Source organism: Streptomyces coeruleorubidus (assembly GCF_028885415.1).
GTDB lineage: Bacteria > Actinomycetota > Actinomycetes > Streptomycetales > Streptomycetaceae > Streptomyces > Streptomyces coeruleorubidus_A.
On sequence record NZ_CP118527.1, the window covers coordinates 5275980 to 5288017 of the forward strand.

The 12038-nt window shown below is 72.7% G+C and carries 10 protein-coding genes; 1 reads left to right on the top strand and 9 read right to left on the bottom strand.

Going from position 1 to position 12038, the window contains the following annotated elements:
- Position 1: 1 nt before the first annotated feature.
- Positions 2–499, top strand: a complete 498-nt coding sequence (locus PV963_RS24540; RefSeq protein ID WP_029180629.1) for a phosphoribosyltransferase — start codon at positions 2–4, stop codon at positions 497–499.
- Between the two features lie 71 nt (positions 500–570).
- Here PV963_RS24540 and PV963_RS24545 read toward each other — a convergent pair whose 3' ends face one another.
- The 9 genes from PV963_RS24545 to PV963_RS24585 form a co-directional block, all read right to left on the bottom strand.
- Positions 571–1587: a Yip1 family protein gene (locus PV963_RS24545; protein WP_274817901.1), complete on the bottom strand. Its 1017-nt coding sequence runs from the start codon at positions 1585–1587 to the stop codon at positions 571–573.
- Between the two features lie 83 nt (positions 1588–1670).
- Positions 1671–3107, bottom strand: a complete 1437-nt coding sequence (locus PV963_RS24550) for a VCBS repeat-containing protein (RefSeq protein WP_274817902.1) — start codon at positions 3105–3107, stop codon at positions 1671–1673.
- A 126-nt stretch (positions 3108–3233) separates the two neighbouring features.
- A complete protein-coding gene (locus PV963_RS24555) occupies positions 3234–4586 on the bottom strand; it encodes an FG-GAP and VCBS repeat-containing protein (protein ID WP_274817903.1) in 1353 nt (450 codons plus the stop codon).
- 16 nt (positions 4587–4602) lie between these two features.
- Positions 4603–6051, bottom strand: a complete 1449-nt coding sequence (locus PV963_RS24560) for an FG-GAP repeat domain-containing protein (protein ID WP_274817904.1) — start codon at positions 6049–6051, stop codon at positions 4603–4605.
- Positions 6052–6074: 23 nt separating this feature from the next.
- Entirely contained in the window at positions 6075–7499 is a 1425-nt protein-coding gene (locus PV963_RS24565) for an FG-GAP-like repeat-containing protein (RefSeq protein ID WP_274817905.1), read from the bottom strand.
- A gap of 29 nt (positions 7500–7528) precedes the next feature.
- Positions 7529–8932 (bottom strand): FG-GAP-like repeat-containing protein, encoded by a 1404-nt coding sequence (locus tag PV963_RS24570; protein WP_274817906.1) that lies wholly within the window; start codon positions 8930–8932, stop codon positions 7529–7531.
- A 65-nt stretch (positions 8933–8997) separates the two neighbouring features.
- Positions 8998–10539 carry a VCBS repeat-containing protein gene (locus PV963_RS24575; RefSeq protein WP_274817907.1) on the bottom strand — a complete coding sequence of 514 codons (1542 nt, stop codon included), beginning with the start codon at positions 10537–10539 and terminating at the stop codon, positions 8998–9000.
- Positions 10540–10727: 188 nt separating this feature from the next.
- A complete protein-coding gene (locus PV963_RS24580) occupies positions 10728–11291 on the bottom strand; it encodes a dihydrofolate reductase family protein (RefSeq protein WP_274817908.1) in 564 nt (187 codons plus the stop codon).
- Between the two features lie 26 nt (positions 11292–11317).
- The gene (locus tag PV963_RS24585; RefSeq protein ID WP_274817909.1) at positions 11318–11899 is read right to left on the bottom strand and encodes a dihydrofolate reductase family protein; all 582 of its coding nucleotides are present in this window, start codon (positions 11897–11899) and stop codon (positions 11318–11320) included.
- Positions 11900–12038 lie beyond the last annotated feature (139 nt).

Here is a 12038-nt window from a genome sequence, read left to right on the forward strand (position 1 = left end):
TATGAGTGACGTTCGCGAGAACCTGACCTACGAGCAGTTCGGCGTCGCCGTGCGCGAGCTCGCGCAGACCATCGCCGACGACGGGTACGAGCCCGACATAGTGCTCAGCATCGCCCGCGGCGGTGTCTTCGTGGCCGGCGGGCTCGCCTACGCCCTCGACTGCAAGAACATCCATCTCGTGAACGTGGAGTTCTATACGGGTGTGGGCACGACGCTCGAGATGCCCGTCATGCTCGCTCCCGTCCCCAACGTGATCGACTTCTCCGAGAAGAAGGTGCTGATCACCGACGATGTCGCCGACACCGGCAAGACGCTCAAGCTGGTCCGCGACTTCTGCCTCGACACCGTCGCCGAGGTGCGCAGCGCCGTCGTCTACGAGAAGTCCCAGTCGCTGGTGAAGTGCGAGTACGTGTGGAAGCGGACCGACGAGTGGATCAACTTCCCGTGGTCCGTGGAGCCGCCCGTGGTGCGGCGGGCCGACCAGGTGCTTGACGCCTGAGCTGAAGGAAAGAAGACAGGAAAAAGGGGCTCACCATGCCGGGGAGCCCCTTTCCTGCGCCGTGGCGAGCCTCAGACCGTGCCCAGCTTCACGATCGACAGCAGCGCGATCAGCTGGATCGCCGACGCGCCCAGCGCCTTCGGCCAGGGCAGGTCGTGGGAGCGGCTGACCATGAGGGTCAGCAGCATGCCGCCCGCGATCCAGGTGGCCCAGCCCAGCAGCTGCACGAACGTCGCGTCGCCGCCGGCGAACATCGCGAAGACCAGGCGGGGTGCGTCCGTGATGGACATGATCAGCATGGACAGGCCGACCGTGGGCTGCCAGGCGCCGTCGCCGCCGAGCTGGCGGGCCAGGGTGTGGGTGACCACGCCCAGGATGAACGCGCTGATCACCATCGCGACCGCCGTCGTCAGGACGATGGGGATCGCGTTCGAGAGTGTGGCGTTTATCGCATCCTTGCGGGCGCCGTCGAAGCCGAAGACCGCGAGCAGGCCGTAGAGGAACGTGACGATGAGGGCCGGGCCCCACATCGTGTAGTCCCGCATCTGGAGGAACGTCTGCTTGGGGGCGAGGACGATGCCCCTGAGCAGGGCCTTCCAGTGCAGACGCGGGCCGACCGGGCCGGGCGGCGGGGCGGCCGAGCCGGCGCGGTAGGTGTCGCCCTGGTTGTAGGGGTCCTCGCCGACGGAGAAGGCCTGGGTGTGGCCCGGGTTGTTCGCCGCGTACGGGTCGTGCGGGCCCTGGGGGCCGGGCGGGTACGCGCCGTCGCCGAAGTACTCCGGCTCGCCCTGGTCGCCGTAGCCGCCGCCGGGCCGTCCGGCGTTCGGCTGCGGCCAGGTGGGGCCGCCGCCGTTGCCGTACGGCGGCTGCTGCGGGTACGGCTGAGGCGGCGCCGGCGGGTAGCCGTACGACGGTCCCTGCGGCGTCTGCTGCCCGTACGGAGGGTTTTGCGGTCGCGTCTGAGGAGCGCCGTTGTTCCGGCCGCGTCCGATCCTGAATCCAGCCACGTCTTCGAACGTACCTGGTCCCGGGCGGTGGCGTGCCGGGCCCGGGCATCCGGGCCCGGCTTTGCGGCCGAGCTGTGACATCCCTTAGGGGGTAAGGGCCTTGGGGCATCCGTGGGTTGTAGGGGTTCGGCCGTACGGGCATCGCCTCGGCCCTCGCCGGGGCGTCAGCCCAGCATGTCCTGGCCCAGCCTCAGGTAGCCGGTCGTCGACATGCCGAGCGAGCCGGGGCCGAAGCTGATCGCGTTCTTCGTCGTCACGCCCGAGGCCGAGCCGCGCAGGCTGTAGACGGCGCCGGAGGGGTGGTTCTCGCCGTCGGCGCCCACGGACAGGTCCGCCTTGCCGTCGCCGGTGAGGTCGGACAGGCGTACGGAGGCGCCGAAGCGGTCGGCGGACTCGGCGGTGCCGGGGACGCCGGCCGTGTTCTGGGTGAACGACTGGGCGCCGGTGGCGGTCAGGCCGGTGGCCGAGCCGCGCAGCACGATGACGCTGCCCGCGATCTCGGCGGTGCCGATGGTCTCGTGGAGCACGCCGACGGCCACCTCCGCGTAGCCGTCGCCGTCGACGTCGGCGACCGAGAGGTCGTTGCCGAACGCGTCCGTCTCCTCGTCCGCGCCGGGGACCCCCGGGGTGTCCTGGTTGATCGTCGTCTGGGGCTGGGTGCGGACGCCGTTCGCGCTGCCGAGGTAGGAGCTCACCGAGCCGCCGAGGCTCTTGCCGTTCGTTCCGGGGGCCGCCGTGACCACGTCGTCGTAGCCGTCGCCGTTGAGGTCGCCGACGGCGGCCAGCTCCCAGGCGTCGCTCTTGAGGAACGTCTGGTAGGTGAGGCCGGAGGCGGAACCGAGGTAGATCATGTTGCCGTCGTCGTACGTCGACGCCTCGCTGCCCGTGATGACCAGGTCGTCGGTGCCGTCGCCGTTGAGGTCGGCGGCGGCGAGGTCCTGGGCGCCGTAGAGGCTGTTGCCGGTCTGGAGGCCGGTGGCGAGCTCGTGGCGGCTCCCCGGGCCGGAGGCCTTGGTGAAGCCCTCGTGGATCCAGATGTCGCTGCCGGTGCTGCCGACGGCGAGGTCGGGGCGGCCGTCTGAGTCGAAGTCGCCGGTGGTGAGGGACATGCCGTACTCGTCGTGGGCCGACACGGCCGGGTCGGGGACGCCGCGGCCGCCGGACAGGCCGCTCTTGCCGCCCCAGACGACCGTGACGGAGCCGCCGTCGGCGTCGGATCCGACGTCCTCGCCGACGCTGCCGATCACGAGGTCGGCGTACCCGTCGGCGTTGAGGTCGCCGGAGGTGAGGGACTTGCCGAAGCGGTCGCCCTGCTCGGCGGTGCCGGGGATGCCGGCCGTGTCCTGGGTCAGGACGGTGCGGCGGGCGGCACTGATGCCGCTCGCGGAGCCGTAGGTGACGACGACGGCGCCCGCGTCGGTCTTGCCGCCGACGGGGGTGTAGGGCGCGGCGGTGGCGAGGTCGCGGTAGCCGTCGCCGTTGAAGTCGTCGGCGTACTTGGCGGGGGCCGCGGTGGCGGCCGGTACGGCGGTGAAGAGGGCGGCGCCCAGCGCGGCCGTGGCGGTCAGGGCCGCGAGGGCGTGGGGGGTGCGGTGAGACATGCGTGGTCCTTGCGGTCGAGTCGGTCGGGTCGGGATCGAGTCGATTCAGGGCGGGGCGGGGCGGACTGGCAGTTCGGTCAGTCGGCCCGGCCCGGGGCCGCCTGCCCCGGGCCGGGTCCGAGCAGGTCAGTCGGGAAGCGAGCCGCCGAGCTCCGGCAGGACGATCGCGCCCGTCTTCGTCGGCACCGTGCCCGTGCCCCGCATCAGCAGCGCGCTGCTCGCCGCGCCCACGGCCAGGTCGGCCCGGCCGTCGGCGGTCAGGTCGCGCAGGCGGAGGGTGTAGCCGAAGGAGGCGTAGGAGTCGGCCGGGCCCAGCACCGTCTGGGCGATCCACGAGGAGCGGGCGCCGCTGAGGCCGCCGGAGCCGCCGCGGAAGACGTGGACACCGCCCTGGTCCTGAAGGCCCTCGACGTCCTCGTGCGGCACGCCGACCGCGAGGTCCGCGTAGCCGTCGCCGTTGGTGTCGGCGGCCGAGATGGCGTAGCCGAAGTCGTCGCCCGCCTCCGGGCTGCCGGAGACGCCCGAGGTGGCCTGGGTGAACGTGGTCGACGTGCCCGGGCCCGACGCCGTGCCGCGCCAGATCGTGACGGCGCCCTTGCCGTTGTCCTTGTCGGGCAGGCCGAGGGCGATGTCGCCGTAGCCGTTCTTGTCGAAGTCGCCGATGACCGGGCTCGGGTAGAGGCCCTGCTGCCGGTCGCTGAGGGTCCTGGACGCGCCGGGGGCGAGGCCTGTGGACGTGCCCTTGAGGAACCAGGCGCGCTCGCGGATGTCGCTGCCGGTGATCTCCGTGCCGATCACCACCAGGTCGGTCTTGCCGTCCCCGTCGACCTTTCCGGCCCCGAGAGCGGAGGAGTACCAGCCGCCGGACCCCTTGTCGATCTTGCTGACCTTCCCGGTCGTGCCCGACTTGGTGAAGGGGCCGCGGTACAGCCACGCCTCCTCACCGCCGATCACGGCCAGGTCGGGCGAGCCGTCGCCGGTGAAGTCGCCGGTCGCCAGGTCACGGCCGAAGTGGCCGCCCGCGCCGCCGGCGGGCGTGAGGTTCGTGCCGCCGGACAGGCCGGACTTCGAGCCCCACAGGACGGTGACCGTGCCGCGGTAGTCGGCGCTGCCCACGTGCTCGCTGGGGTTGCCGACGACGAGGTCCGCGTAGCCGTCCTTGTTGAGGTCGGCGCTCGCGAGGGACGCGCCGAACTGGTCGTCCTCCTCCCCGGCCCCGGGGACGCCGGCGCTGTCCTGGTGGAGGTACTTCGGGTGGGCGGTGTCGAGGCCGGTGGCGGTGTTGTACACGACGGTGACGGTGCCGCCCTGGCGGTCGACGTCGTTGTAGCCGCCGTAGGCGAGGTCGCGGCGGCCGTCGCCGTTGAAGTCGTCGTAGTGCCTCGCCACCGCCGCGGAGGCGGGGCCGGTGAGGAACACGGGGGTGACGCCGGTCGCCAGCAGGGCGGCGACCAGGGCGGTCGTGGTGGATCTGCGCATGGGGTCTCCTGGTGGGTCAGCCGATGAGGCCGGTGCCGAAGGCGCCGTAGGAGCGGGTCTGGCCGAGGCTGCCCGGGCCGAAGGAGCGGGCGCCGACGGTGACGGGGCCGGTGGCCGAGCCGCGCAGCGTCGTGATGGCGCCGATGCCCTCGTCCTCGAAGCCGGCGGTGATCGTGAACTCGGCGCGGCCGTCCTTGGTGACGTCGGCCAGCAGGACGTCCGAGCCGAAGTAGTCCATGGCCTCGGCGGTGCCCGGGACACCGGCGGTGGCCTGGGTGAGGGTGCGGCCGCCGGTGCGCGAGACGCCCGAGGCGGAGCCGTTCATCAGGACCGTGGAACCGGCGTCCTCCAGGGTGCCGACGTCCTCGAAGACCACGCCGATTGCGAGGTCGCCGTAGCCGTCGCCGTTGGCGTCGCCGATGGAGACCGAGCCGCCGAAGCCGTCGTCCGCCTCGTCGGCGCCGGGGACGCCGGTGGAGGCCTGGGTCAGCTCGGCCATGGGGGCGTCGCCGTTGACCGGGCCGCCCTCGGAGCCGCGGATGACGACGACCCGGCCGCCGAGGGAGCCGCTGTGGTCGTCGTCCTTCGTGAAGACGTTGCCGAGGGCGATCTCGTCGTAGCCGTCGCCGTCGATGTCGCCGAGGGCGAGGGAGGTGCCGCCGTTCAGGGGACGGGGGAGCGAGGTGTCCGGGCCGGTGGGGGAGCCGAGGTAGGCGACGCCCTTGGACCAGCTGCCCGACTCGGCCGAGTCGAGGCGGACGCGGTAGGTGAGGACCAGGTCCGACCGGCCGTCGCCGTTGGTGTCGCCCGCCTTCACGGCGTCGACGCTGTACGCCGTCTCGGGCGTGTTGACGCGCTTCGCGGCGCCGGTGGTGCCGGTCGTGGTGAAGCCGCCGCGGATGACGTAGACGTGGGAGGAGCCGGTGCCGACGGCCAGGTCCGCCTTGCCGTCGCCGTCGAAGTCGCCCGCGGTCAGCAGCCGGCCCCAGTGGTCGTGCCCGGAGACCGCCGGGTCCTTGACCGAGGTGCCGTTCTTCAGGCCGCTCGCCGAGCCCCACAGCACGGTGACGGAGCCGCCGTCGGTGTCGGTGCCGACGTCCTCGCCGGAGGAGCCGACCGCGAGGTCGGTGTAGCCGTCGCCGTTGAGGTCGGCCACGGCGAGCGCGTCACCGAAGGTGTCCTCGGCCTCTGCGGCACCGGGCACACCGGCGGTGTTCTGGCTGACCACGGTCCGCTTGGCCGGGTCGAGGCCGGTGGCGCCGCCGTAGACCACGGCGACGTAACCGGCCATGCCCTTGCCGTCGACCTTGGCGTACGGGGCGGCGAAGGCGACGTCGCCGTGGCCGTCGCCGTTGAAGTCGGCCCTCGGGCCGGTGGCGGGCGCGGCGGTGGCCGCCGTCGCGGGCAGGGCGGTGAGCAGGCCGGTGGTGAGGGCCGTGGCCAGGAGGAGAGTGCGCTTGCGCATGTGTCGAGTCCCGGGTGTCGTGATCAGGAGTTGAGTGCGGTGCCGTAGCCCGGCGTGCCGGCCGTGGAGACGCCGGTCGTGCCCGGGCCGAAGCTGACGGAGCCGGTGGCCGTCGGGCCGGTGGTGGTGGAGCGCAGGGACCAGACCGCGCCGTCGCCGGCGTTCTCGCCCGGCGCGGAGACGGACAGGTCGGCGCGGCGGTCGCCGGTGTGGTCGGTGAGGGTCACGCGGGCGCCGAACCGGTCGCCCTGCTCCGAACTCCCGGGCACACCCGCGGTGTTCTGGGTGTACGACGTCGCGCCCTTGGTGGTCAGGCCGGACGCCGAGCCGAACAGCACGGTGACGGCACCGGCGGCGGAGTTCTCGCCCGCGGCGCCGATCGCCAGGTCGGCGAACCCGTCGCCGTTGACGTCGCCGAGCGAGACGCCGCCGCCGAAGCGGTCGCCCTTCTCGGAGGCGCCGGGCACACCGGCGGTGTCCTGGGTGAGGGCGAGCGGGGCGCGGCCGGTGTCGCGGCCTTCGGGTCCGCCGTAGACGACGGTGACCTGGCCGCCGAGGGCGCCCGCCGGGTCGGCGGAGGTCTCGCGGTCGTTGCCGATGGCCAGGTCGGCGTGGCCGTCGCCGTCGATGTCGCCGACGGCGGACACGTAACCGGCGGGCAGGTCCTGCAGCCAGTCGGTGTAGTTGCCGATCTTCATGTCGGCCAGGCTGGTGGCCGCGTGGGCGGTGTTCGCGGCGCGGCCGTGCAGGACCACCCAGGGGTGGCCGTCGCCGGTGATGTCGCCGGAGGAGAGGTGGGTGGTGCCGTGCGAGGTGGACCACCAGTCGTTGCGCGAGCCGGAACCGCCGTTGTGCGCGCCGGTCTTGGTGATCGGCCCGTTCACGAGGGACAGGGTGACCGGGCCGGTGGAGCCGACCGCGACGTCCGCGTCCCCGTCGGCGTCGAAGTCGCCCGCGGCGAGCGCCTGGCCGTAGCGGTCGTAGTCGGCGCTGAAGAAGCTGAACAGCGTACGGGCGCCGGACAGGCCGGTCGCCGAGCCCCAGACGATGGTGACCGTGCCGTCGTTGGTGTCGGTGCCGTCCTCGCCGGGCGTGCCGATCAGGAGGTCGGCGTAGCCGTCGGTGTTCAGGTCCGCGGAGGCGAGGGCCGAGCCGAAGGCGTCGTCGGCCTCGGCGGCGCCGGGCATACCGGCCGTGTTCTGGGTGAGCAGCGTGCGCGTCGAGCTCTTCGGGCCGGTGGAGCTGCCGTAGACGACGGACACGGCGCCCGCCCTCGCCTGCCCGGCGACCGCGGCGCCGGGCGCGCCGATGGCCAGGTCGGCGCGGCCGTCGCCGTTGAAGTCGTACGGGGCGGCGGCCGTGGCGGCGTGCGCGGCGGGTGCGGACAGGGCCAGGGCGAGCGGGGTGAGGGCCGCCGCGAGGACGGCGGCGGTGACACGGGTGCGCATGAGAGCTCCGGGACTGAGCTGACGGGATGTCACTGGGCGATCACCGAGCCGAAGCCGTTGCCGGCCTTCAGCGAGACGCCGGCGGCGGTCAGGCCCTTGGCACCCGTGGTGCTCAGGCCGGTGGAGGTGCCGCGCAGGGTCCAGACGCCGCCGGAGCCGTTCTCGCCGTCGACGCCGATGACCAGGTCCGCCTTGCCGTCCTTGGTGAGGTCGGTCAGGTCGACGGCGGAGCCGAAGCGGTCCCAGGCCTCTGCGGTGCCGGGGACGCCGCTGGTGTCCTGCGTGTAGGACGTGGCGCCGCTGGTCCTCAGGCCGGAAGCGGAGCCGAACAGGACGGTCACGGAGCCCGCCTCCGCCACGGTGCCGAGGTCCTCGCCGTGAGCGGCGACCGCGACGTCGGCGTAGCCGTCGCCGTTGATGTCGCCGGTGCTGACGGCCGAGCCGAAGGCGTCGTCGGTCTCGCCCGCGCCGGGCACGCCGGTGGTGTCCTGGTGCACGACGGTCGGCGTCTGCGCCGGGTCGGGGCCGTTCGGGCCGCCGTACCAGACGGTGATCTGGCCGCCCTTGTGGCCGCCGGGCTTGTGGCTGGACGGGTCCGTGGAGTCACCGAGGACGAGGTCGCCGTAGCCGTCGCCGTTGATGTCGCCGACCGAGCCGGGGAAGCCGTCGGCGTTCGGCAGCTCGGCGAACTTGTAGCCCGTGCCGGTCCAGCGGTAGTACCAGATCTGACCGCCGGAGTCGCCGTCCACGGCGTGCGGGTGGACGCGCTCGGCAGCGCTGTCGCCGGTCATGTCGCCCGCGATCACCTCGTACCCGCCGCCGAGCTCGCCGGCGCGGTAGTGGCTCAGCGGGCCGCCGGTGCGGGTGAAGGGGCCCAGGTACACGCGGATGTGGCTCTGGCCGGTGAGCGTCACGTCCGTGTCGCCGTCGCCGTCGAAGTCGCCGGTCGCGATGCCGTGGGAGAAGCCGCCCCACTCGCTGAGCGTGGACGGCTGCGGCAGGCCCTTGCCGCCGGACAGGCCGGACGTGCCGCCCCACAGGACGGTGCCTGAGCCGACGCCGTCCCGGTCGCCGATGCTCTCGCCGGTGGCGCCCACGACGAGGTCGGAGTAGCCGTCGCGGTCCAGGTCGGCGGCGGCGAGGGCGGAGCCGAACAGGTCGGTCGACTCGGCGGTGCCGGGGACGCCGGGGGAGTTCTGGGTGATGATCGCCTTACGGGTGGCCGAGACGCCGGACGACGAGCCGTAGAGCACGACGACGGCGCCGGCGCAGGAGGCCGAGCCGACGTCGGAGCAGGGGGCGCCGACCGCGACGTCCCGGTACCCGTCGCCGTTGAAGTCCCCGGCGAGGCCCGAGGGCGCGGCGGCGGCCGGGGTGATGGTGAGCAGGCCGGTGGTGAGCGTGGCGGCCAGGAGAAGGGTGCGCTTGCGCAAGAGGGGGCTCCGGGTGGGGTAGGGGCCGGACCTGGAAGGCCCGGCCCCGGGGGATGCGGGGTGGCTCAGTCGGCGAAGTTGGCGCCGAAGTTCGGGTAGCCCGTCGTCGAGACGCCCGAGGCGCTGGGAGAGACGGTGCGCGAACCCGTGGCGGTGATCTTCGTGCCGCTGGACGGCAGGTAGAGGACCGCGCCGTTGCCGTCGTTCTCGTACGAGCCGGCCAGCAGGTCGGCCCGGCCGTCACCGGTGACGTCGTCGAGCTTGACGTCGGTGCCGAGGAAGTCGCCCTTCTCGTCCGAGCCGGGGACGCCCGCGGTGCTCTGCGCGAAGGACTGGGTGCCCAAGGAGGTGTTGAGGCCCGACGCCGAGCCGTACAGCACGACGAGCTGGCCGGCGTCGGCGACCGACCCGATGTCCTCGCCCGCGACGCCGACCACGAGGTCCTGGTAGCCGTCGCCGTTGACGTCGCCCAGGTCCAGCTCGTAGCCGAAGTAGTCGTTCCGCTCCGAGCTGCCGGGGACGTTGCCGGTGTTCTGCGTGATGCCGGTGGTGGAGCCGACGCCGTCCGGGGCGCCGTAGGTGATCCACACCTTGCCGCCGTCGGCGGCCTCCGGGAAGGTCACCCCGTCGTCGGTCCGGTTCCAGTGCATGCCGGTGACGATGTCGCCGTAGCCGTCGCCGTTGATGTCGCCGATGCCGGTGATGACACCGGCCTTCAGCGGCCGGGCGTCGGCGGCGGACAGGCCCGAAGACGTGCCGGAGAGGAGGTAGTTGGCGTTCCAGTACTGGCCGGTGGCGGTCTCGAAGCCGTCGACGACCAGGTCGGTGCGGCGGTCGCCGTTGACGTCGCCCGTGGTGAGGTTGAGCGGGCCGGACCCGTCGCCCGATGCCTGGACCGGTGCCTTGACGCTGTACCGGCCCTTGACCGCGGTGCCGGAGGCGCTGATGCCGCCCTTGTAGACGTAGATGACGTTGGAGGTGTTGCCGACGGCCAGGTCCGCCTTGCCGTCGCCGTCGAAGTCGCCGGCGGCGAGGTTCCTGCCCCAGCGGTCGTGCTGGGTGGGGGCCGCGTCCGCGATGGAGACGCCCTTGCCGGTGATGCCCTGGGCCGAGCCCCACAGGACCGCGACACCGCCGCCGTCCTTGTCGCTGCCGACGTCCTCCAGCGGGGAGGAGACGGCGAGGTCGTCGTAGCCGTCGCCGTTGAAGTCGGCGTAGGCGCTGTCGGCGCCGAACACGTCACCGCTCTCGGCGGTGCCCGGGTTGCCGGCGGTGTTCTGGCTGATGACGGACCGCTTCGCGGAGGAGACTCCGGTCTTCGTGCCGTACAGGACGACGAGCTGGCCGGCGTCCTTCTTGCCGCTCACGTACGCGCCGGCGGCGGAGAACGCCGCGTCGCCGATGCCGTCGTGATTGAAGTCGGCCTGCGGGGCCCGCGTCGGGTCCGCGGCCGTCGCCGTACCGGCCGTGGCAGTGAGCAGCGTGCCGGTGAGGGCGGCGGCCGCGGCGGTCGCCAGGGCGAGACGCAGGCGGGGGCGACGGAACAGGCGCTCGTGCGAGTGCGCGGGCGCGTGCGGGCGCCCGGAGGGGCGCTCGTGCTGATGCATGCGAGATCTCCTGCTGCATGCGGGGATGCCTGGCGGACATCCACAGTCGATGGAGGGCCGGACTGTCCGTGTTCGCCGGTAGTTGTCCGGGCGTTCACGGTGGTCGGCGATCAGGAGACCTGTGTGGGGACGTAAGGGTTGTACGTGAGTTCGGTTAATTTGCGAGGCAGCTGAGAAGTGGGGTCGCGTCACTCGGCGGGCACCGGCCGGTACCGCACGTCGACCGCGGCCTTACGGTCGTCCCCGACGAGCAGCTCCAGCCGCACGGGCGCACCCCCGGGGTTGTCGAACAGCCGGATCCCGTCGCCGAGCAGCACGGGCACGATGTGCAGGTCGATCTCGTCGATCAGCCCGCGCTCCAGGAGCTGCCGGCCGATGGTCGGCGAGAACACCTCGACGTTCTTCCCGCCGGCGGCCTCCCGCGCGATCCGGAGCGCCTCGGCGACGTCGCAGCTCAGGAAGGTCACGCCCGGCGTGGGCTGCGCGTCCTCCGGGTGGTGCGTGAGCACGAACACGGGCCCCTGCCAGGCGCCGCCGTAGATCCCGGTGGGGTCGGGATAGGCGTCCCAGCCGACCCGGCCGCCCAACACGGCGCCGGTCGTCTCGGCGTACTCCTTGGTGAGGCCGGGGCGGAAGGTCGCCCCCGTCATCCAGTCCATCGTGTGATTCGGCCCCGCGACGAATCCGTCCAGGGACATCGCGAAGTGGCAGAGCACCTTGCCGGCGGCGGTCTGCGGTTCCATGTCGTCCATGTCGGTCGGCCTCTCCTGGCGCGTGGTCACGGCTGCTTGCGGACGCGGTAGCGCAGGTGCAGCACCCGGTCGCCCTGGATCACGATGTGCGGGTCCTCGAGCAGATGCCGGGCGTCGACCGAGCCGAAGTACCGCTTGCCCGAGCCGAACACCACCGGCACGACGTCCATCGCCACCTCGTCGACCAGCCCCAGCGCGAAGGCCTGCCCGCCGACGTTCCCCGCCGCCACACCGACGTCACGGCCCTCCCCGGTCAGCTCCTTGGCCCTGGCGACGGCCTCCTCCACACCGTCGACGAAGTGGAACGGCGCGTCCGGGTGCAACCCCTCGGGCCGGGGCCGGTGCGACACGACCACCAGGTGCTCACCGGCCGGCGGCACGCCGCCCCACCCGTCGGTCATGTCGAACACATGCCGCCCCACCACGAGCGTCCCGATCTTCGCCATGGTCGGCTGCACGTAGTCGGCGGAGGCCTTGGACACCTTGGTGTACTCGCCGAGCTGGACATCGCCGTTGCCGTACCAGTCGAAGAGAGGCCCGACCTGATCGTCCGCGTCGGCGATGAAGCCGTCCACGGAGACGACGTTGTGCATCACGACGGTGGTCATCGTGGCTCCTGTGGGTTCGGGGGCCGGGAGCGGCCCTTGTGCATCCATAGACCGGACGCAGGCTGGAAACTCATCGCACGGGTCGCGCGCGACGGTCAGGCGTTCAGCAGGTCCTTGGAACCGGCACGATGACGACCAC